The following is a 19919-nucleotide window of genomic DNA, read 5'->3' on the forward strand; positions in this document are numbered from 1 at the left end:
CCTGAGGCTTCAGCGCAGGTCGAATCCGAGGAGCTGCTGGAGCTCGGCGAGTGCCGGCTCTGGGTGGTCCACCTTGATGGTCGACATCCCGAGCTCGCGGGCGGTCTTAAGGTTCCGGCCGATGTCGTCCAGGAAGATCGCATGGCCTGGCTCGACGGAGAGCCGCTCGCACACGATCTGGTAGATCCGCGGGTCCGGTTTCCGGACGCCCTCGACGGCGGACTCGACGTAGACGTCGAAGAAATCGACGAGGAGGTTTGCCTGCGCCTGGTCACTTTTCCAGTTGTTCGTGAGAGCTGCGGTGGCGATGCCTTGCTTGCGGATACGGCCGATCGCTTCGAGCATCTCGGGTCGCGGTCCGGTGACGAGGGCGATCCGTTCCATCATCTCGCGCGCGGAGAACACGGAACCGGCCTCGGCGCAGTCGGCGTCGAACGCTGGGTAGAATTCTTCGAGTTCGAGCTCGCCGCGTTCGAGGCGCGACCACGCTCCGGTGGCTCCCGTCGAGACCACGATGCCGTTGATGAAGCCCGAAGGGATCCCCTTCTCTTTCTCGTAGTCGCGAATGACGTGAAGAGGTGACCCCAACACGACTCCACCCAGGTCGAAGATGACGGCGCGGTAGCTCATGGTTCAGCGGTAGCCTAGGGCAAGACCGCATGCCAAGGTGCCGCCCGTGCATCGGAAGGCCATCCTCGGACTCCTCGAGCGTTACCTCGATCGTCATCCGAATGAACTGATCATGGTGGATCACATCCGTCAGTTCGTTCGCGTTCACGACGACTGCTTCGAGCGAACCTGCCTCGAAGGCCACATCACGGCCTCCGCGTGGGTGGTCTCGGAGGATCACCAGAACGCTCTCTTCACGCATCACGCGAAGCTGCAGCGTTGGCTGCAACTCGGCGGGCATTCCGACGGGCAGACGGATCCGTTCCAGGTGGCGCTGCGCGAGGCGCGCGAAGAGTCCGGCATGCAGCGGTTTCGCGAGGCCTCGGGCGCAGACGTTCCCCTTCCTCTGGATGTCGATGTTCATCGAATTCCAGAGCGTCGCGCGGAGCCGGCGCACCTGCATCTGGACATTCGCTACCTCTTGATCGCCGAGGTCGGCCAGCCGCTCGTCCTGACGGAGGAATCGAATGATCTCCGCTGGATACCGGTCTCGGAAATCGCGCAGTGGTTCGATGAGGAGAGCCTTCTTCGCATGGCAAGAAAGGTGCCGGCACTTCTCGGCGAGGGGTCGGCTCCGCCGCCGGGCTGAAGGACGATGCCGGGCCGGACGGACTGGGACGCGGCTCGCGTCCGACGCGAGCGAGACCGGTTTCGCGCAGAGATTCGCGTACGCCCGTCTAAGATCGACGTGCCGGGCCACGGACAGGAGTCGGTCTGGGGGTATTCTCGGCCGCCGCGGATCGAACGAGAGTCGCGGCCGGTCCGTGTGGAACTCGCAGGGGTCGTTCTCGCACAGAGCGTGCAGGCGGTTCGGGTTCTGGAGACCTCGAGCCCGCCGACGGTCTACCTGCCGCCGTCGGACGTTCGGTTTTCTTCCGTGCGGAAGATGCCCGAGCGGACGCTCTGCGAGTGGAAGGGACTCGCCGTCTACTGGGAAGCGAAGGTCGGCGTTCGTGTCGCCCGGGCGATCGCGTGGAGCTACCCGGAGCCGTTCCCAGAGTACGCTGCTCTGCAGGATTGGATTGCGTTCTTTCCGGGTCGTGTCGACGGGTGTTGGCTCGGAGAAGAACGCGTTCGACCGCAACCAGGAGAGTACTACGGCGGATGGGTGACCGACGACGTCGTCGGTCCGTTCAAGGGAGAGCCGGGAAGCGAACGTTGGTAGTTAGATCAGGCACTATGGGGTTGTACATCTCGCCTGCGTCATGCCAAAAAAATACGTTGACTCGCATTGTGAGACGCAAGTAGCGTCGACCGTGGACGAGCCTTGCGGTCTTGGATCGCGGCTCTCTTCTGCCTGTTCGCTACGGTCTTTAAATCCAACTTGTCGACTCGACGGGGCTCGCTGCGCTCCGCTCGCCTTGGAGGTTCTCATGTCCTCAATCCTACGCCCGTTCCCACTTCTGTTCACCGGGGTCGGGGTTCTGAGCTTGATCGTCACCGGATCGGCACTGGGCTACGTTAAAATCGCCACGGCCAAGCTCGTCACGAACACGAAGAACGGCAGCAACGAGATGGTGGCGCTCGACAAGAAGGGACAGGTCGCCGTGTTCGTTTCGAACTCCGATCACCTTGCGGGTGTTGCGCCGCCCGCGACGGGAGCCTTCGATTACGACGGTGCCGGGAACGGGTTCGCCTCCGGCGCCGCGCCCAGTCCGTCGTGCACCAATTGCCTGCCGGTCGATGAAAACGCGGGCAATCTCTACCTCTGGCGTCTGAAGAAGAAAGGTGACCAGCCCGCGAACTCGATTCGTCAGCTGACGTCCTCGGCGACGGGTGGGTTCGACGCGAACTCGCATCCGGATATGGATTCGAAGGCGCAGTGGGTTGCGTGGACGTCGGATCAGGATCACCTGGGTTCCAACAATGATGGCAACAGCGAAATCTTCTTGGTGGAACTCGACACCGACACGATCATGCAGGTGACCCATACGATGGGGGGTGGCGACAAGGCGAACCGAACGGCGACCATCAGCGATAAAGGTCGGTTCATCGCGTTCGACTCGACTCGCGACTATGCGGAGGCCGGCAATTGCAAGCGGCCGGATGGCACCACGGCCTGCAGCAACCCCGACCACAACTCCGAGGTGATGTTCTACGACCGCGAGGCCGGGACCTTCACGCAGGTGACGGATACAAGCGGCGACGGCAACGACGCACACGAGTATCCCCGCATCAGCATCGATGCGAGCCACATCGTATTCAAGTCGACTCGGAGCTTCGCGGGCGTCCTCGGCGGCGGCGTGACGTGTGTCGGGAGCACCGGTGGGTGCGCGAACGATTCGAACGGTGAGATCATGCTCTACGAAATCGGAGAGCGGATTCTGACCCAGGTGACAGACACAATCAATCAGGCCGGATGCAACGACAAGACGTCGAACGAGCGCCCCGAGGTGAGCAAGAAGGGCAAGTATGTCGTCTTCCAGTCCGAGTGTGAGGAGCAGCTCAACGCGGCCGGTTGTGGCCGCTGCAACGGGAACGACGAGGTCTTCTACTTCGAGACGAAGAAGGGCGAAATCTCGCAGGTCACGATCTCCGATGCCGGGTGGAATCGCGTGCCGCGCATTGCACCGACGGGTAGCTACATCGCCTGGGACACGAACCGCAGCTACTTCGGTCTCAACGCGAGCCACAACGAAAAGCTCTTCATCATGAAGCGCGGAAGCACGAAGCCGCGTGCCGGGCTCACCGCCAAGATGCAGGTCGTGGAAGATGAGGAGCTCGCGGATTTAAACGTCGTGCAGCACCCGAGGAGCCAGGCCACCACGATCCAGTTCGATGGCGGCTTTCCGGGCAGCGAACGGATCGGCATAAGCGGTAACGGACGCCACGTTGCCTTCGAGAGTTCGAAAAATGTCGGCAATCAGGAGATCTGGCTGGTCGATCGGAACAGGTGCGACCACGCCTACCCCGACTGCCTTTAGACCAGCGTTCCGGGCCTCGGGGTCGTCCCGGCTTCGGCCTCTGCTACTCTGAAAGCGCCGCCTCTCCTCGAGAGGCGGCGCTTTTGCTTATGGCCTCTTCGCAACGAAACGCGCCCCTTCCGGTGGGCTTGATCGGGCTCGGCAAGCACGGTGTCCGGTACCTCGATCACATCCGGCGGGATGTTCCCGCGCTGCGCGTCGTCGCGGTTTCTCGCCGGGATGACGCGATGGGGACGGCTCAAGCGCAGGATCTAGGTGTGCGTTTTCACGCTGACGCCACGGATCTCGTGCGGGATCCCGAAGTGCGCGGCGTGATCTCCGTCGTGCCGCCGACGCTCAACGACGACATCGTCGAGGCCTGTGCGAGCACGGGGCGTCCCCTGCTGATCGAGAAGCCCTTCGCGATCGACGCTGCGTCGGCGTTTCGTCTCGCGGCTCGCGTCGAGTCCTCCGGGATCCCGTGTTTGGTTGCGCAGACGCTGCGGTTCTCGCCAGTCGTCGCGACCGTTCGCGAGTGGCTCGCCGATCTCGGGCGGATCAGTCAGATCCTCCTCACCCAGAGCTTCGAGCCCAGTCGCCTCGGCTGGTTGGATGACCCGACGAGGTCGGGTGGCGGCAACGTGCTTCATACCGGCGTGCACATGTTCGATCTGCTGCGGCATCTTCTGGGCGGGGAGGTCGTCGACGCCTCCTGCTTCGTCGACCGGGTCGTCACGACCGAAACAGAGGACAACTTCTCCGCGACGTTCCGCATGCAGGCTCCCGAAGGTCCGTGCCTTGGTGCCGCGGCGGGCTCGAGGGCGACCACGAGTCGCGCCGGCCAGATCCGGATTGTGGCCGAGGCAGGCCAGATTCTGGCCGACCACGTTCACGGTACGGCGACCCTTTTCGAGGGGCGGGGCGCGGTTCGCACGGTCGAGCCGGCAGAGGTGCCCACGGTGCGCGCGGTTCTCGAGGAATTCAGCCGTGTGGCGACCGGCGACCGGCCCTCGTCGGTCACGGCCGGCGATGGCGCGGCGGCGGTAGCTATCGCCGACGCGTGCTATCGATCCGCGGAGACCGGGGCTCAGGTGCGGGTCCCCACGAGAGAGGACTGATTAACATGCCGCTGTTCGCCATGGTCGGAAAGAACGGAGAGGACGCCATCGCGAAGCGCGGTGCCGTGCGGCCTCGACACCTGGAGCACCTGAAGGCGCTCGATCGTGACGGCCGCATCAAGCTCGCGGGCCCGTTGCTCGAGGCCGATGGCACGATGCCGTGTGGGAGCCTCATCGTCTTCGAGGCCGAGAGCTTCGACGCGGCGCGGGCCATCGCGGAGCGCGACCCGTACGTCGTCGACGGGGTCTTCGAATCCTACGACTTGCAGGCGTTCACCCTCGTGCTTTCGGAGACCCACGGATGAGTCTTCGCCCGGTCGAATCGAGCGAGGAAGGCCCGCACGCCGCATCGGATGAACTGGGGTGGGGCGAGTCCTACTCGTTTCATTTCGTGGATCCGAAGGATCGGCTGGCCTTACTTTCCCGGATCGGTGTCCGGCCCAACGAGGGCATCATGGATGTCGGTCTCGACGTTTACGTCGCGGACGGCGGCCTGCTCGCCGCGCGCCATGTTCGCTCGCAGAGCGAAAACACCGCCGATCTCGAGGTCGAAGGCGTTCGGTACGAGATGGTCCGGCCGCTCGAAGAGTGGAAGCTGTCGTACGATGGCCCGGCGCACTCTCTGCGTTCTTCGCGAGACGCGGCGAGCCACGACGCGTGGCACAAGTCTCGACTCGAGCGTCTCTCGATCGATCTCACGTTCCGCGCCGAGGCACCGGCGGCGGCTTCGGATGCGGCGCCGGGCAAGTTCGGGCAGGCCGGGCGGTTCACGGGTGAGGTGTGGGTCTCGGGGGACGAGTATCGAGTCGACGTGCCCGGCGTGCGGGAAAAGACCTGGGGCGCGTTGGGCAACACGATCCCGCGAATGCGGCGCCGCTTCTGGGTTCGGTTCGACGACGGCAGCGCGTTGGTCGTCGACCGGCGGGTGGAAGAGGAGGCGGACGTTCACTCCGGATGGATTCTCGAGGGCGGCGTCCTGCGGGCTCTGACCGAGGTGCGCGTCGAGACCGAGACGGAGCCCGACTCGTTCTGGCAGAAGAGCGTGAAGCTCACGTTCGTCGACGACGCCGGGGCGGAGGGTTCGGTGTCGGGAGAGATCCTTCAACTCGCGCCGCTACCGAGTGTTCGGGGAACGGTGCACGCAGTGGTTTGTTCGAGCGTCGCGCGGTTCCAGTGGGGCGACCGCTCCGGAATGGGTATCGCGGACTACCTCCACCAACTCGATGCGTCGGGCCAGCCCGTGCTGCCCATTGCGGAGTGGGGCTGAGCGGCCGCCTCAGGCTGCCTCGACCGGTTCGCCGGCACCCGCGCGTAGGGTGATCTCGAGGATTTCCGCGGGTGCGCGCAGGCGCATGGGTGGGCCCCAGTAGCCGGTCCCGCGACTCACGAGGAGCTGCGAGGACCCGCGGCGATAGTAACCGGCGACGAATCCGATGGCCGCGCGAACGAGCGCGTTGAAGGGCCATATCTGGCCGCCGTGGGTATGGCCCGAGAGCTGTAGGTCGACGTCGGCTTTGATGGCGGCCTTGAAGGTCGAGGGGTCGTGCGCGAGCAGCACGACGGCTTCGGCGGGGTCCCGCCCGGCAAGAGCGGTGGGAACGTCTTCTCCGTGGCCGGGGCCGAAGAGATCGCCGCGGTGGTCATCGACCCCGGCAAGCTCGAAGTGAGCGCCGTCTCGCGAGATCGTCACGCGTTCGTTTCGCAGGGCTCGCATCCCGAGTTCCCCGACGTGCTCGAGCCATGGGTCGGCGCCTGAGTAGTAGTCGTGGTTGCCCGTGACGAAGTAGACACCATGCTCCGCGCGGAGATCGGCGAAGGGCGCGACGTGCTCCCGGAGATGCTTCACCGGGCCGTCGACGAGGTCGCCGGTGACGGCGATGAGGTCTGGCCGCAGCTCATTCACGCGGTCGACGATCGCTCGAGCGAACTTCACGTCGAGCATCGAGCCGATGTGGATGTCGCTGATCTGAACGATCCGAAACCCGTCGAGCGCGGTGGGCCATCGTTCGAGCTGGATGTCCCAGCGGCTGGTCTTCGGTGGTGTGAGGGCGGAGAACATCCCGGCGATCGACGCGATCGTCGCAAACGAGACGACCGCAAGCGCGCGAGACCGCACGACGATGAGCCCGCTCGGATCGACGCCGAAGGCGGCACCGGCGAGGAGAAGCGAGAGGTCGACCGCGAAGAGCCCGATCAGAAGATAGAACGCGAAACCGAGGAATAGGTTCGCGGGCCAGGCGACGAGGCGGCTGAGTTGCGGCGGTGCGACGCGCTCAGTCAGCGCCTGCAAGCCCGGCGTGATGGCCAGGACGACGAAGAACCCGAATAGAACTGAGGTCCACGGCTCCCCGAGCGCCGGCTCGAAGATCAGCCTTCCGGCGAGGTAGCGGCTGCCGCCGACGTAGACCGTCAGGATGACCGCCGCGAACGCGGTGATGGCGAGTGCTTTGCGCAACATCCGTCCGTTCGGGTGTAGGGGAGCCATGCTGCCGTGACAAGGATTCGGATCGCACCGGCGACTTCTCGGCGGCCGTGTCCTATGCCCGGGCGTCGGATTCGGGATGTCGATCAAGTACGCGGTTCTTGGGTTGCTCGCCGAGCGTCCGTGCCACGGGTACGGAGTGCGCGCGCGGTTCGAGGAGCACGCCGGGGACCTGCTCGACATCGGTTCCGGACGTGTCTACGACGTCCTTGCTCGTCTCGAGGTGGACGGACTGGTCCTCCGCGCGACGGAGCGCCGAGGCCGGCGGACCCGCAAGGTCTATTCGATCAGCGTCGCCGGTCGATGCGAGTTGGTGGCCTGGGCCCATCGCGAACCGCCGCCCCTCGCCGGTCCACGGGATCTCCTACTTCGTCTGCTCGCCGTAGCGTCGGACGATCACGCGGTGTCGTCGATCGTGCGGACCTGGGAACGCCGGGAGCGTCGAATGCTCGAAGCGCTGGAGCGGCACACCCCTGGGACACCTGTCCTGGAGGTTCTACGTCGTCTCGCAGGCGCGGACTGACTGAGGGAGAACAGGTAGCTCGCGCAAGACAGCGGACACGTGCCGTACCCTGGGGTCGTCTGCCCTGGGACCGGCTGCACTCACGTGCAGGCGAGGTCCTGAGGGCTCGGCCCGACTTCATGGGGGCATCATCGGACGCTGGGGGGGATAGCGCTAGTGCAGGGCGCCGGGTTGCTGTAGCGCAAACCGTGGGATCTGGGCCTGAAAGACGCGCCCGCCGGTATCGTGCATCTCGTAGGTACCTTCCATCGTGCCGACGGGAGTCGTGAGGACGGCACCGCTCTGGTACTGATGCTCCTGGCCGGGATCGAGGACGGGCTCCTTCCCGACGACGCCCGGGCCCTCGACGTCCTGCACTTTTCCGTTCCCGTCGGTGATGATCCAATGCCGCCGCTTGAGTTGGACGCGCGCGTCACCCTCGTTGGCGATGCTCACCCGGTACCCGAACGTGAATCGGTTCTCGTTGGGCGCGGAGTGCTCTTCGAGGTAGCGCACTTCAACTGTCACGCGGATTCCTTCGGTGACGGCGCTCGGCATGGGTTTCTCATAGCAATCGGGCCCCGGGCAGCCAATCGGGATGCTTGCGCGCTGCCACGAGGAGGCGGTACCGATCCCCTCATGGCCGACCGATACGAGGCGCCCCTCCCCAAGCCGACACCCGACACGCAGCTTTACTGGAAGGCGCTCCGGGGGCACGAATTGCACATCCAGCGCTGCGGCGATTGTAACGAGGCGTACTTCTACCCGCGCAGCGTCTGTCCGCACTGCCTGTCCGGCAATGTGGCCTGGTTTCGGGCGAGCGGACGCGGGCGCCTTCACACGTTCACGATCGTGTACGCGGCCGGCCCGAAGCCTCCGCTGCCGACGCCGTACATCATTGCGGTGGTCGAGCTCGAGGAGGGGCCGCGGATGCTGACGAACCTCGTCGGCGTCGATCCGGACCCGGCGAAGCTTTCGTGTGACCTGCCGGTCGAGATCGAGTTCGCCGACGTCACCGACGAGTGCACGTTGCCGCACTTCCGACTTGCGGGAGGCGAATAGCGTGGCGACGTCTAAGTTCCAGGCGGGTCGGGGCACCGTCGCGATCGTAGGTGCGTCCGAGTCGGACGAAGTCGGCAAGCAGCCGAACAAGTCGGCCCTGATGCTGCACGCGGAAGGAGCGAGGAACGCTCTTGCCGACGCGGGCCTTCGCGCCTCGGACGTCGACGCGGTCCTGTCCACGGGGCGACCGATGGCGGGTGAGATCCCCGAGTACCTGGGGATCCGACCGCGCTACCTCGACAACACCCACATGGGAGGCTGTTCGTTCATCGCTCATCTCCAGCACGCGATCGCGATCGTGAATGCCGGGCTCGCGGAGGTGGTGCTGATTACCCACGGGGAGAGCGGGCGCTCGCGTGTCGGCATGCCGCCACGAGTGATTGGAAGCGATTCACCGGGCGGGCAGTTCGAGTCTCCGTTCGGGGTCGGCGGTCCGGCGACTCGCTACACGCTCGCGGCAACGAGGCACATGCACGAGTACGGTACGACCAAGGACCAACTCGCGGAGGTCGCCGTAGCGACACGTAAGTGGGCGAGCCTGAACCCGCGGGCGGCGATGCGCGATCCCATCACCATCGAGGACGTGAAGTCGTCGAGGATGATCGCGTCGCCCTTCAATCTACTCGATTGCTGCTTGGTCACGGACGGCGGTGGCGCCCTCGTCGTCACCTCCGCCGAGCGGGCGAAGGATAGCAAGCACGCGCCGGTCTACGTCCTCGGGACGGGGGAAGCGACGCACCACAACCTGATCAGCCAGATGCCGCGCTTCCATGTGTGGGATGCGGCCGTTCAGTCGGGGAAGAGCGCGTGGGAGATGTCGGGCGCCGGGCCCGCCGACATCGATTTCGCCATGTTCTACGACGCGTTCACGATCGTGCCGATTCTCGCACTCGAGGCGCTGGGCTTCTGCGGGCTCGGGGAGGGAGGTGGGTTCGTGGAGGGCCAGCGCACGGCGCCGGGAGGGGACTTCCCGATGAACACCAATGGCGGCGGCCTCTCCTACACGCACTCGGGGATGTACGGGATGTACCTTCTGGTCGAGGCGGTGAAGCAGCTCCGTGGGGAGTGTGGCGCGCGCCAGGTCGCTGGCGCGAAGACGGCGATCTGCCATGGTACCGGCGGGATCCTCTCGGCCGCGGCGACCGCGATTCTGTCGACGGAACGGTGAGAGTCGTGTCGGGCGGACAGACGGGCGTCGACCGCGCGGCGCTCGATGTCGCAGCGGAGCTCGGGTTGGAGCGCGGGGGTTGGTGTCCGCGGGGTCGGCTGGCCGAGGACGGAACCCTGGGGGCCGACTACCCCCTGCAAGAGACACCGTCGTCGCGCTATTCGGAACGTACGCGCTGGAACGTGCGGGACTCGGACGCGACTCTGATCTTGGTCGCCGGCCCTCTCACCGGCGGAACCGCTCTGACGGCGCGCGCGGCGAAGCAGGCGGCCAAGCCGCTCCTCGTCGTGGATCTGGATGAGGGGGAAGATGCGGCGCCGACGCTTGCGTGGCTCGTCGCACAGAAGGTCGGGGTTTTGAACGTCGCCGGTCCACGCGAGAGCAGGTCATCCGGCATCTACGAGCGCACCGCTGCGTTTCTTCGGACTCTCCTCAGCGACCCTTCGGGACCAGGCCCTCGGTGAGCGCACGAGCGGTTCGCGGGCCGTGCCAGAACGCCAGGGTTCCGTCCACGAGGTGGATGCGTCCGTTGCGAGCGGCGGCTGCCGTCGCGAGTTCGGTTCGGAGGGCCCCGGCATCGGCTTCGGTAAAGGCGTAGGGCTCGTCGGGCAGGAGTATGATCTCAGGGTCGCGCTCACGGATTTGTTCGATCGTCACGCGGGGGTAGCGTCCGGGTTCGTCTGCGAATACGTTTTGGAGGCCGAGACGGGAGAGGAGATCATGCGCGTAGGTGGAGGCGGAGATCGTCATCCAGGGGTCCTTCCAGACCGGAAGGAAACATCGCCTGGCGTCGCCGTGGCGCCCATCGACTTCTCGCGCGGCGGTTTCGATCGCGCGCAGCAGGGCGGCTCGGGCGTCGTCCGGCGCACCGAGCCCGGCCAGCCACCGGACGTGCTCGATCACTTCGGGCACGGTGCAGGGGAAGTCGACCCAGACGAGGAGCCCGCCCTCGCGCAGGCGCCGCACGTCGACCTCACGGTTCTCTTCCAGGTTTGCGATGACCAGATCCGGTTCGAGAGCAGCGATCGCCGCGAGATCCGGGTTCTTGGTGCCCTTCACGCGGGGGAGGGAGCGGAGCGCCTCTGCCGGGTGGATGCACCAGTCGGTCACCCCGACGACCCGGTGCCCGAGACCGAGCGCGAACAACGTCTCCGTGACGCTCGGCACGAGCGACACGATCCGCGTCGGCCTGTTGGGAACCGAAACGACGACTCCGGAGGCATCCTTCGAAAAGACGGCCATGCGGGCTCTGTCCTACCATGGGGGCCGGGGGAGTGGTCGTGAGAGATGTCGATCTGAAGGAGGCCTTCCGCGCTCGATTCGGCGCGGATCCGCGGTCGTCGTCGGCGCCGGGCCGAGTGAACCTCATAGGCGAGCACACCGACTACAACGAGGGCTGGGTTCTGCCGGTTGCGATCGGCCTCGGGACCCGCGTCGCCTTCGGCCCGGCGAGCGGCGGTGGCTTGACGGTCGTCTCGACGGCGTTTCCCGACGAGTCGGTGGAGATCCCGCTGGGTGTGGCGCCCGCTCGGCGTAATCACTGGAGCGACTACGTTCACGGTGTTCTCCGAGAGTTGGAGGCCGCGTCCGTGACGGTGCCGCCCGCTGCGCTATTGGTCGATAGCGACGTGCCCCTGGGCGCCGGCCTCAGCTCGTCGGCTTCGCTCGAGGTCGCGACCGCATGGGCGCTGCTGGCTCTTGCCGATCATGGGATGGCACCGACCGAAGTCGCGCTTCTCTGTCAGCGGGCCGAGAACGACTTCGTTGGAACCCGGTGTGGGATCATGGACATGTTCATCTCGTGCCTCGGTCGGGAGGGCCAAGCGCTGTTGCTCGACTGCCGCTCGCGCGAGGTGTCGTACGTCGGCATCCCGGACTCTACCGAGATCGTCATCGTGAACAGCGGGGTTCGCCACTCCCTGGCGGCGGGGGAGTACAACCGGCGTCGAGCGCAATGTGAGTCGGCCGTCGCGACGCTGGCTCGGGCCAACCCGGCGATCGGATCCCTGCGCGACGTCGCGGCGGGCGATCTGGACCGGGTCGATTCTCTGCTGGGCGGCGTGGAACGCCGGCGAGCGCGTCACGTCGTGACGGAGAATGCGCGAGTCCAAGGATTCGTCACAGCGCTGCTCGCGGGTGACCTCACGACGGCGGGCGGGCTTCTCGACGAATCCCACCGGAGCCTCCGCGACGACTATGAGGTCAGCTGCCCGGAGCTCGATTCGCTGGTCGATCTCGCCCATCGCCGGCCCGCCCTGCTCGGTGCTCGGATGACCGGCGGTGGATTCGGCGGCTGTACCGTGAATCTCGTGAGAGCCGGCCAGGGCCGCCTCTTCCTCGACGGCCTGACGTCCGATTACAGGGAACAGACGGGGCGAGCCCTCGAGGGCTGGATCACCCGGCCGGCGCCCGGAGCCTATGTGCTCTGAACTGGGCTTCGCCCGGGCATGATCTCGCACGCCAGCGTCGCACTGGCAATATTTTGCCGGCAATCGTCAATAGTTTGCCGACCCTGGTCTCCGCAGCCTGAAAACCACCGTAGGTTAAAGCGAATTCTGTCCATTAGAGATGGCTCGCCATTTGCTTCGTCCTAGGTCACCCAGTCAGCAAGGCGTTCCTCTGAGCGTCAGGGACCGGGGGCGGAGGCAATTCATGAAACGGTTGGCGAGAGAGCAAAAGAAATTTCTTCGGCGCTGGTACCGGAATTCAGGTTCCTGGTTCGGCCGAGCGGCTCTCCTCGGGACCGCATTCCTCTTCGGAATGGTGGCGGCATGAGGTGAAGGGGGGGTCTTCTCCCCTCAGGTCAAAGGGAAGCACGAGGGTGGGACCTCCGCTTCCTTCGCAGCAGCTGTGAGAAGCCCGGACCCTTCCCAGGGGGCCCGGGTTTTTTGCGTCTGAAGCCCTCGGAGCTCTCGTCACCGGACTCTCCGACCGGCCGGAGCCGGTTCAGCAGAACGCGTGTTTGTTGACGAAACAAATTTGGCTGTGCATATTCCGGCGGCGGATCTGCTGTCCGCGTGCTGGACTCGACGCCATGACGAGTGAGACGACGCGCACGCGCAAATTGAGCCGTCGCCACCGACGAGAACGTGGGCTTCTGACGGCCCTGGTTTTCGGCCTTGCGGCCATGGTGTGGCTCGTGCCCGCGACCAGCGGCGCCGAAGAGTCACCGATTGAGTTCAACCAGGTCTCGAGCATCTTCGAGCCTGTCTCAGTCCCGGCGCAGAAGATTCACGATCTCGCCGAGTTCGTCATCGCGATCTGCGCGGGGATTCTTCTCGTGGTCGGCGGCCTGCTGACGTATGTGATCATCCGCTTCCGGGCGCGTGCGGGCGATGAGAAGCGAGAGCCGCCACAAGTCTACGGGAGCAACAACCTCGAGGCGGCATGGACGATCATCCCGGTGATCATCGTCGTCGTACTCTTCCTCGCGACGGCTCGAACGATCAATGAAGTCGAGATGAAGGAGCCGATGCCCGGCGCGCTCGAGGTCACGGTCGTCGGTCATCGCTGGTGGTGGGAGTTCGAGTACCCCGAGTATGGGATCATCACTGCGAACGAGCTCCACATCCCCGTGAGTACGGCCGACGAGCCGCGCCCGACGTTCCTGTGGCTCGAATCCCAAGACGTCGTGCACAGCTTCTGGGTTCCGCGTCTCGCCGGCAAGACCGACGTCGTCCCCAATCGGCGGAACACCCTGTGGATCGACACGGCGCGCCCCGGCCTCTACCTCGGCCAATGCGCCGAGTACTGTGGGACCCAGCACGCGCACATGTTGTTGCGCGTCTACGTCCATTCGAAAGAGGACTTCGCGTCGTGGGTGGAGGCCCAGCAGGCGCCGGAGGTCGTGGATCCTTCCGTCCAGGCGGGCCGCGAACTCTTCCAGCGAACCGCGTGCATTAATTGCCACACGCTCGACGGTACCGTGGCGGACGGCACGTACGGCCCGACGCTTTCGCATCTCATGAGCCGCGTGACGATCGGGGCGGGGGCCGCGTTCAATAACGAGGAGAACCTGCGCAAATGGGTGCAGGATCCGGCGCTCTTCAAGCCTGGCGTTCGCATGCCGGACATGAAGCTATCGAGCGAAGAGGTCGACCAGTTGGTCGCCTTCCTCGTGACGTTGAAGTAGGAGGCCGGACCCCTATGACCGCGATCGACGGAAGCATCGTCCAGGAGCCGGAAGGTTCGAAGCTGAGCATTTGGCTCTGGCTTCACGAGTGGGCGACGACCGCCGATCACAAGAAGCTCGGTCTGATGTACATCGGCTCGGGCCTGCTGTTCTTCGTCATCGCGGGTCTCGAAGCGTCGATGATGCGCATGCAGCTCGCGCTTCCGAACAACGACTTCCTCACTCCGGAGACGTTCAACCGGCTGATGACCGTGCATGGCACGACGATGGTGTTCTTCGTCGGGATGCCGGTCTTCTTCGGCTTTGGAAATTATCTCGTGCCGCTCATGATCGGCGCACGGGACCTCGCGTTCCCCCGCCTGAACGCGTTCGGCTTCTGGTTGTTCCTCTTCGGTGGGCTGCTGTTCTACTTCAGCTGGATCGGTGGCGACGGACTGTACGGGATGGGGACCGCACCCGATGTGGGTTGGTTCGCCTACTCACCGCTGACGTCCCCTGCGTTCGCGCCTGGGAATTCGACGGACTACTGGATCCTGGGGATCATGGTCGCTGGGTTCGGGAGCACCGCTACGGCGCTGAACTTCGTCGCAACCATCATCTGCATGCGCTGCCCCGGCATGACCCTCATGAAGATGCCGCTGTTCGTGTGGCTCATGCTGGTGAACGGCTTCCTCGTTCTGGTGGCGCTGACGCCTCTCACCGCGGCTCAGGTCATGTTGCTCTTCGACCGGTTCCTGGGATCACACTTCTTCGACACTCAGGCCGGCGGCGACGCCGTGCTCTGGCAGCATTTCTTCTGGGTGTTCGGACATCCGGAGGTCTACATCCTCATCATTCCGGCGTTTGCGATCGCGTCGGAGGTCACGCCCGTATTTTCGCGAAAGCCGATCTTTGGTTATGAAATCATGGTCGCCGCGACGGTCGGAATCGGCTTCATCAGCCTCGGGGTCTGGGCGCACCACATGTTCACGGTGGGGCTCTCGTCCGGCATCAATACGTTCTTCGCGGCAAGTACCATGGCGATCGCCGTTCCGACGGGGATCAAGATCTTCAACTGGCTCGGGACGATGTGGGGCGGTCGAATACGATTCGAGATGCCGATGCTGTGGGTCACGGCGTTTCTCTTCGAGTTCGTGATCGCCGGTCTCACCGGCGTAATGCTCGCGGTGGTTCCCTTCGATTGGCAGCTGTCCGACTCCTACTTCGTCGTCGCGCACTTCCATTTCGTTCTGATCGGTGGGCTGCTCTACAACATCTTTGCCGGAATCTACTACTGGTTCCCGAAGGCGACCGGGAAGATGCTCTCGAAGAAGTGGGGCCGCTGGCACTTCTGGGCCTTCGTGTTCGGCTTCAATCTGACGTTCGGCACGATGCACTTTCAGGGCCTGCTCGGCATGCCTAGGCGCATCTACACCTTCGATCCCGGCCGAGGCTGGGACATGCTGAACCTCATCACCTCCATCGGCGTGATCTTCCAGGCGCTCGGGGTCCTGTTCTTCCTGTGGAACGTGCTCTCGTCTCTCGCCTGGGGTGAAGAGGCCGGCGACGACCCTTGGGACGGTTGGACTCTGGAGTGGGCCACCACCTCACCGCCGCCCGCGTACAACTTCGAGAAGATTCCGACCGTGCGGAGTCGTCGGCCGCTGTGGGATCTGAAACACCCGGACGATCCGGATTGGCACCACGAATGAGTAGCGCAGACCAAACGGTTTCGGCGGAGGAGTGGACACTCCCGTCGCGCGGGCATGTCGGAATGGCGTGTTTGATTCTGACGGAGTGCGCCTTCTTTTCGATCTTCATCGTCGCGCACCTGTTCTACCTCGGGAAGAGCCTCGTCGGACCGTACGCGGCCGACGTTCTCTCTCTCCCCGTCGTCGGAACGATCTTCCTTCTCTCGAGCAGCATCACGATCACGCTCGCGATTCGCGCGCTCCGCCAGGGGCATCAGGCGGCGTTCAACGCGTTCTGGCTCGTCACGATCATCTTCGGCCTGATCTTTCTGATCGGTACCGGTTTTGAATGGTACGGCCTGATCTACGACGACGGCCTCACGATTCGTACGAACCTGCTCGGGACGACCTTCTACTCGCTGGTCGGATTCCACGCGGCCCACGTGACGATCGGGCTGATCATGCTGACCGGCGTTCTGATATTCAGCTTCGCTGGCTTCATCCGCGCCGGCGAGGCGGAGCGGGTCGAGGTGCTCTCCTGGTACTGGCACTTCGTCGACGCGGTTTGGATCGTCGTCCTCACCGTCGTCTATCTAATCGTCTGATTGAGCTGCGGAAATGTCGAACGAAAAACACGAAGAAGGCATCGAGCTCCCGGCCCCCACGCTCTTCCCGTTGATGGCGGCGTTCGGGATGACGCTGGGGTTCGCCGGATTGGTGACCCACCCGATCGTGTCGATGACGGGAATCGTATGCTTCTTCGTCGGCGGCTTCGGCTGGTGGCGGGAGGTGTTGCCGCATCAGCACGAGGAGCTTGTGCCGCTCGCCGCGCCAGAGCTCCGAGCGAAGCCCATCGTTCCGGCCGCCGAGACTGCGGAGACGCTGGAGCTGGGGAAGGAGGGCCATCGGATGCGCCTTCCGACCCACGTGTTCCCTCTCTCGGCCGGCATTCGCGGTGGAATCGCGGGCGGCATCGCGATGGCAGTTCTCGCGGAAATCTTCGGTGTGCTCGCGTTCGGAAGCCTCTGGTACCCCGTCAACCTGCTCGCGGCCGCGGCGATGCCGACGCTGGCGCAAGCGGATACGTCCGTTCTGATTGAGTTCAATGGCACCGCGCTCGGGCTCGCGATCCTGATCCATGGGCTTCTCTCGCTGCTGATGGGGCTGCTTTACGCGGTCATGCTGCCGATCTTCCCGAAGTACCCGGTGATCGCAGGCGGGATCATTGCGCCGCTTCTGTGGACCGGGCTTCTGACGACGAGCCTTGGGATCATCAACCCCGCGCTGAGCGATCGGATCGCGTGGGAGTGGTTCGCGGCTTCTCAGATCGCCTTCGGCCTGACCGCCGGCTTCGTCATCGCGCGGATGGAGAGAATCGAGACGTTGCAGTCTGCGCCGCTAGCGGTCCGCGCCGGTCTCGAGACCATAGACTCCAGTGGAAAGGCGGACGGATGAAGAAGTCTGCCCAAGTGTTCGCGTTCCTCGCGCTGTCTTTTGCGCTCGGTTGCGATTCGATGCCGGGGCGGCCGCAGGAAGCGGATCGTCCGATTCGCCCGAAGAACGTGAAAAGCTTCGACGTGCTCTGGTCGATCAACTGTGCCGGCTGTCACGGCGCCGACGGAACGATGGGCGCGGCACGTCCGCTGAACGATCCGATGTACCTTGCGTTCGCGAGTGATTCGAACATGCGGTTGGTCATCCAGCAGGGTGTGCCTCGTACGTTGATGCCCGCATTCGCCGATGGCCACGGGGGCGCGCTCACCGATGCGCAGATCGACATCGTCGTCGATGAGATGCGCCACCGATGGAGCAAGGCGGACAAGGTGCGCGACGTGACGTTCCCGCCGTATGCGGCGCAACTCGGCAATGCCGGTCGCGGCGCACAGGTCTATCAGGAGTTCTGTTCGAGTTGTCACGGGACAGACGGAACGGGTGGGACGGCGCACGGCTCGATCGTCGACCCGGCGTATCTCGCTCTCGTGAGTAACCAGGCGCTGCGCTCGACTGTGGTTGCGGGTCGGTCGGACCTCGGGATGCCGGGTTTCACGACCGTCGCGCCCGGGAAGACGATGAGCGAGCAGCAGATCGCCGACGTCCTGGCGTGGCTCGCCGGGCACCGGGTGGAATTCCCCGGGCAGCCCTACACGGACAAGGAGAAGAAAAATGGCTGACGGGGACGACCCCAAGCACGAAACGCCGCCGGAACTCCCACCGATCAATCGACGGGGGTTTCTGATGGGGCTCGGGGTCACTCTGAACGTGGTCGGAGCCGCGATGATCGGAGTCCCGGTCGTCGGCTACATCGCCGGTGCTCTCCGACAGCGCTCCTATCAGGCTTGGATTCCGCTCGGAGAAGTCGTGGACTTCCCCGAGGGCGAGTGTCGACTCGCCAGCTACGAGAACCCGTTTACCGTGCCTTGGGACGGCTTCACCGCGAAGGTGCCCTGCTGGGTTCGCCGAAAAGGACCGAGCGAGTTCCAGGTCTTCGCGATCAACTGCGCGCATCTCGGTTGCCCGGTACGCTGGTTCCCCGAGTCGCAGCTCTTCATGTGTCCGTGTCACGGCGGCGTTTACTATGCCGACGGCTCGCGCGCGTCGGGTCCGCCGCCACGGGGCCTCTATGAGTACGAGTACGAGCTGCGTGGCAAGGAACTCTGGGTACGCGGCGGCAATATCCCCACGCTGTCGGGCCCGGTCTGAGGCGTGTCGATGAGTTCCCCCACGCCACCGCCGGAGCACAAGAGCAAGCTCGCGCAGATTGGCGACTGGTTCGACATGCGCCTGTCGTTCCGCGAGTCGATCCTCCCGCCGATCGTACACGAGATCCCCAGCAGCTCAGGAAGCTGGTGGTACGTCTTCGGCAGCGCGACGCTTCTGTGCTTCGTCATGCAGATCGTCACGGGCGTGTGCCTCGCGCTGGTGTACGTCCCCGCGGCTGATCAGGCCTGGAATAGCCTCGACTATCTGAACTACCAGCAGCCGCTCGGTTGGTTCCTGCGAGGGCTACACTTCTGGGGCTCGAACTTCATGGTCACGCTCATGACCATCCACCTCGTGCAGGTCTTCCTGTTCGGGGCGTTCAAGTACCCGCGTGAGCTCACATGGGTCGTCGGGTGCGTTCTGTTTCTCTGTACGATCGGCATGGCGTTCACCGGGCAGGTCATGCGCTTTGACCAAGACGCGTACTGGGGGCTCGGGATCGGCATCGCGATCATGGGGCGCTTTCCCGTCGTCGGGGAGTCGCTCGTGCATCTGGTCCTCGGCGGACCAATCATCGGTGCGGAGGCGCTGTCCCGTTTCTTTACGCTGCACGTGTTCGTGATCCCGGGCGTCCTTCTCATGCTGATCGGCCTTCACCTCTGGTTGGTGATCAAGGTCGGGATCAACGAGTGGCCGATGCCGGGGCGCCTCGTTACGCGCGAAAAGTACATGGACGAGTATCACGCCGAGATCGCACGGGACGGCGAACCTTTCGTGCCGCAGGGCGTGCGCAAGGACCTCGTCTTCTCCGGGATCGTCCTTATCGCGTTGTTCGCGGCGGCGGCGATTCTCGGCCCGGATGGTCCCAACGGCCAGCCGGACCCGACGCTTATCAACACCGTGCCGCGTCCGGATTTCTTCTTCCTATGGCTCTTCGCGGCTCTCGCGCTCCTGCCTCCGTATTTGGAGACACCACTGATTCTCACGGCGCCCCTGGTGCTGATCGCAGCGGCGTTTCTTCTGCCGTTCTACTCGAATGTCGGAGAAAAGAGCTGGAAGCGTCGTCCGGGCGCGTGGATCCTCGTGATCACCGTGTTCCTGATGCTCGGCACGCTTGCGTATCTCGGGCTGTCGTCGCCGTGGTCGCCGCACATGGATGCATGGAGCTCGGTGCCCACGCCGATTCAGTACGTGAAAGGCAGGACGCCTCTCGAACTCCAAGGAGCGCTTCTCCTGCAACAGAAGCAATGTCGGAACTGTCACAGCCTCGGAGGACAGGGCGGGTTGCGCGGTCCGGCGCTCGACGACATCGCGACGATTCAGACAAAGGACGAGATGATTCGTCAGGTGCTCCAGGGTGACGGCAATATGCCGGCGTACGGTAAGCACCTGAAGCCCGAAGAAGTCACGGCTTTGATCGCGTTCCTCGAGACGATGCACCCGGGGTACGAGCCGGTGCAAAGGAACTCGACGGTTCCGTCGGTCCCCGGCGAGCCGGGGTGACGCATCTGCG

At 64.6% G+C, this 19919-nt stretch carries 22 protein-coding genes; 18 read left to right on the plus strand and 4 right to left on the minus strand.

The genetic code is table 11. The features are described 5' to 3' along the window. Window positions 1-9 precede the first annotated feature (9 nt). A complete protein-coding gene (locus P8R42_27790; GenBank protein ID MDG2308398.1) occupies window positions 10-630 on the minus strand; it encodes an HAD family phosphatase in 621 nt (206 codons plus the stop codon). Window positions 631-676: 46 nt separating this feature from the next. Between P8R42_27790 and P8R42_27795 the strand changes: the two genes are divergently transcribed. From P8R42_27795 to P8R42_27820, 6 genes are all read left to right on the plus strand, one after another. After that, entirely contained in the window at window positions 677-1258 is a 582-nt protein-coding gene (locus tag P8R42_27795) for an NUDIX hydrolase (protein MDG2308399.1), read from the plus strand. A gap of 6 nt (window positions 1259-1264) precedes the next feature. Beyond that, a complete protein-coding gene (locus P8R42_27800) occupies window positions 1265-1834 on the plus strand; it encodes a DUF427 domain-containing protein (GenBank protein MDG2308400.1) in 570 nt (189 codons plus the stop codon). Window positions 1835-2042: 208 nt separating this feature from the next. Continuing rightward, window positions 2043-3593 carry a hypothetical protein gene (locus tag P8R42_27805; GenBank protein MDG2308401.1) on the plus strand — a complete coding sequence of 517 codons (1551 nt, stop codon included), beginning with the start codon at window positions 2043-2045 and terminating at the stop codon, window positions 3591-3593. 89 nt (window positions 3594-3682) lie between these two features. Beyond that, on the plus strand, window positions 3683-4690 hold the full coding sequence (locus P8R42_27810) for a Gfo/Idh/MocA family oxidoreductase (GenBank protein MDG2308402.1): 1008 nt from the start codon (window positions 3683-3685) through the stop codon (window positions 4688-4690). Window positions 4691-4695: 5 nt separating this feature from the next. Then, complete coding sequence (locus P8R42_27815; GenBank protein MDG2308403.1) at window positions 4696-4995, plus strand: YciI family protein; 300 nt, start codon at window positions 4696-4698, stop codon at window positions 4993-4995. Next, complete coding sequence (locus tag P8R42_27820; GenBank protein MDG2308404.1) at window positions 4992-5957, plus strand: hypothetical protein; 966 nt, start codon at window positions 4992-4994, stop codon at window positions 5955-5957. Before P8R42_27815 ends, P8R42_27820 begins: the two co-directional genes overlap by 4 nt. A gap of 9 nt (window positions 5958-5966) precedes the next feature. On the opposite strand, the gene P8R42_27825 is transcribed toward P8R42_27820, so the two are convergent. Continuing rightward, window positions 5967-7175, minus strand: a complete 1209-nt coding sequence (locus P8R42_27825) for a metallophosphoesterase (GenBank protein ID MDG2308405.1) — start codon at window positions 7173-7175, stop codon at window positions 5967-5969. 76 nt (window positions 7176-7251) lie between these two features. Between P8R42_27825 and P8R42_27830 the strand changes: the two genes are divergently transcribed. Then, window positions 7252-7695 carry a PadR family transcriptional regulator gene (locus tag P8R42_27830; GenBank protein ID MDG2308406.1) on the plus strand — a complete coding sequence of 148 codons (444 nt, stop codon included), beginning with the start codon at window positions 7252-7254 and terminating at the stop codon, window positions 7693-7695. 153 nt (window positions 7696-7848) lie between these two features. Here the strand turns inward: P8R42_27830 and apaG are convergent, their stop codons facing one another. Next, window positions 7849-8232 (minus strand): Co2+/Mg2+ efflux protein ApaG, encoded by a 384-nt coding sequence (gene apaG / locus P8R42_27835; protein ID MDG2308407.1) that lies wholly within the window; start codon window positions 8230-8232, stop codon window positions 7849-7851. A gap of 81 nt (window positions 8233-8313) precedes the next feature. Here apaG and P8R42_27840 point away from each other — a divergent pair, with 81 nt between their 5' ends. From P8R42_27840 to P8R42_27850, 3 genes are read left to right on the plus strand one after another with little or no spacing between them, the layout of a single operon-like run. Beyond that, complete coding sequence (locus P8R42_27840) at window positions 8314-8736, plus strand: Zn-ribbon domain-containing OB-fold protein (protein ID MDG2308408.1); 423 nt, start codon at window positions 8314-8316, stop codon at window positions 8734-8736. Between the two features lies 1 nt (window position 8737). Further along, on the plus strand, window positions 8738-9904 hold the full coding sequence (locus P8R42_27845) for an acetyl-CoA acetyltransferase (GenBank protein MDG2308409.1): 1167 nt from the start codon (window positions 8738-8740) through the stop codon (window positions 9902-9904). Window positions 9905-9909: 5 nt separating this feature from the next. Next, on the plus strand, window positions 9910-10368 hold the full coding sequence (locus tag P8R42_27850; GenBank protein MDG2308410.1) for a putative molybdenum carrier protein: 459 nt from the start codon (window positions 9910-9912) through the stop codon (window positions 10366-10368). Here P8R42_27850 and P8R42_27855 read toward each other — a convergent pair. Next, complete coding sequence (locus tag P8R42_27855; protein ID MDG2308411.1) at window positions 10337-11146, minus strand: helical backbone metal receptor; 810 nt, start codon at window positions 11144-11146, stop codon at window positions 10337-10339. The two genes, P8R42_27850 and P8R42_27855, sit on opposite strands and share 32 nt — an antisense overlap. Before the next feature lie 38 nt (window positions 11147-11184). On the opposite strand from P8R42_27855, the gene galK reads away from it, so the two are divergent. The 8 genes from galK to P8R42_27895 all read left to right on the plus strand — a co-directional run bounded on the left by galK (window position 11185) and on the right by P8R42_27895 (window position 19909). Continuing rightward, a complete protein-coding gene (galK, locus tag P8R42_27860) occupies window positions 11185-12333 on the plus strand; it encodes a galactokinase (protein ID MDG2308412.1) in 1149 nt (382 codons plus the stop codon). Window positions 12334-12938: 605 nt separating this feature from the next. After that, the gene (gene coxB, locus P8R42_27865; protein MDG2308413.1) at window positions 12939-14036 is read left to right on the plus strand and encodes a cytochrome c oxidase subunit II; all 1098 of its coding nucleotides are present in this window, start codon (window positions 12939-12941) and stop codon (window positions 14034-14036) included. A gap of 14 nt (window positions 14037-14050) precedes the next feature. Beyond that, the gene (gene ctaD, locus P8R42_27870) at window positions 14051-15727 is read left to right on the plus strand and encodes a cytochrome c oxidase subunit I (protein MDG2308414.1); all 1677 of its coding nucleotides are present in this window, start codon (window positions 14051-14053) and stop codon (window positions 15725-15727) included. Then, entirely contained in the window at window positions 15724-16311 is a 588-nt protein-coding gene (locus tag P8R42_27875) for a heme-copper oxidase subunit III (GenBank protein MDG2308415.1), read from the plus strand. Before ctaD ends, P8R42_27875 begins: the two co-directional genes overlap by 4 nt. A 13-nt stretch (window positions 16312-16324) precedes the next feature. Next, entirely contained in the window at window positions 16325-17161 is an 837-nt protein-coding gene (locus P8R42_27880) for a hypothetical protein (protein MDG2308416.1), read from the plus strand. Then, a complete protein-coding gene (locus tag P8R42_27885; protein MDG2308417.1) occupies window positions 17158-17877 on the plus strand; it encodes a c-type cytochrome in 720 nt (239 codons plus the stop codon). Before P8R42_27880 ends, P8R42_27885 begins: the two co-directional genes overlap by 4 nt. Continuing rightward, window positions 17870-18406 carry a Rieske 2Fe-2S domain-containing protein gene (locus P8R42_27890; protein MDG2308418.1) on the plus strand — a complete coding sequence of 179 codons (537 nt, stop codon included), beginning with the start codon at window positions 17870-17872 and terminating at the stop codon, window positions 18404-18406. The genes P8R42_27885 and P8R42_27890 overlap by 8 nt, the downstream gene beginning before the upstream one ends. A gap of 9 nt (window positions 18407-18415) precedes the next feature. Continuing rightward, entirely contained in the window at window positions 18416-19909 is a 1494-nt protein-coding gene (locus P8R42_27895) for a cytochrome b N-terminal domain-containing protein (GenBank protein ID MDG2308419.1), read from the plus strand. Window positions 19910-19919 lie beyond the last annotated feature (10 nt).

It is taken from the genome of Candidatus Binatia bacterium (assembly GCA_029243485.1).
In the GTDB taxonomy this organism is placed as follows: Bacteria; Desulfobacterota; Binatia; order UBA12015; family UBA12015; genus VGTG01.

Bases quoted from the DNA above. Each gene is read 5' to 3' on its own strand.
- P8R42_27890 (MDG2308418.1), top strand. From the start codon at position 17,870: ATGGCTGACGGGGACGACCCCAAGCACGAAACGCCGCCGGAACTCCCA.
- P8R42_27815 (MDG2308403.1), top strand. From the start codon at position 4,696: ATGCCGCTGTTCGCCATGGTCGGAAAGAACGGAGAGGACGCCATCGCG.
- P8R42_27820 (MDG2308404.1), top strand. From the start codon at position 4,992: ATGAGTCTTCGCCCGGTCGAATCGAGCGAGGAAGGCCCGCACGCCGCA.
- apaG (MDG2308407.1), bottom strand. From the start codon at position 8,232: ATGCCGAGCGCCGTCACCGAAGGAATCCGCGTGACAGTTGAAGTGCGC.
- P8R42_27790 (MDG2308398.1), bottom strand. From the start codon at position 630: ATGAGCTACCGCGCCGTCATCTTCGACCTGGGTGGAGTCGTGTTGGGG.
- P8R42_27885 (MDG2308417.1), top strand. From the start codon at position 17,158: ATGAAGAAGTCTGCCCAAGTGTTCGCGTTCCTCGCGCTGTCTTTTGCG.
- P8R42_27825 (MDG2308405.1), bottom strand. From the start codon at position 7,175: ATGGCTCCCCTACACCCGAACGGACGGATGTTGCGCAAAGCACTCGCC.
- P8R42_27840 (MDG2308408.1), top strand. From the start codon at position 8,314: ATGGCCGACCGATACGAGGCGCCCCTCCCCAAGCCGACACCCGACACG.
- P8R42_27895 (MDG2308419.1), top strand. From the start codon at position 18,416: ATGAGTTCCCCCACGCCACCGCCGGAGCACAAGAGCAAGCTCGCGCAG.
- P8R42_27830 (MDG2308406.1), top strand. From the start codon at position 7,252: ATGTCGATCAAGTACGCGGTTCTTGGGTTGCTCGCCGAGCGTCCGTGC.
- P8R42_27875 (MDG2308415.1), top strand. From the start codon at position 15,724: ATGAGTAGCGCAGACCAAACGGTTTCGGCGGAGGAGTGGACACTCCCG.
- coxB (MDG2308413.1), top strand. From the start codon at position 12,939: ATGACGAGTGAGACGACGCGCACGCGCAAATTGAGCCGTCGCCACCGA.
- P8R42_27800 (MDG2308400.1), top strand. From the start codon at position 1,265: ATGCCGGGCCGGACGGACTGGGACGCGGCTCGCGTCCGACGCGAGCGA.
- P8R42_27880 (MDG2308416.1), top strand. From the start codon at position 16,325: ATGTCGAACGAAAAACACGAAGAAGGCATCGAGCTCCCGGCCCCCACG.
- P8R42_27805 (MDG2308401.1), top strand. From the start codon at position 2,043: ATGTCCTCAATCCTACGCCCGTTCCCACTTCTGTTCACCGGGGTCGGG.
- P8R42_27810 (MDG2308402.1), top strand. From the start codon at position 3,683: ATGGCCTCTTCGCAACGAAACGCGCCCCTTCCGGTGGGCTTGATCGGG.
- ctaD (MDG2308414.1), top strand. From the start codon at position 14,051: ATGACCGCGATCGACGGAAGCATCGTCCAGGAGCCGGAAGGTTCGAAG.
- P8R42_27855 (MDG2308411.1), bottom strand. From the start codon at position 11,146: ATGGCCGTCTTTTCGAAGGATGCCTCCGGAGTCGTCGTTTCGGTTCCC.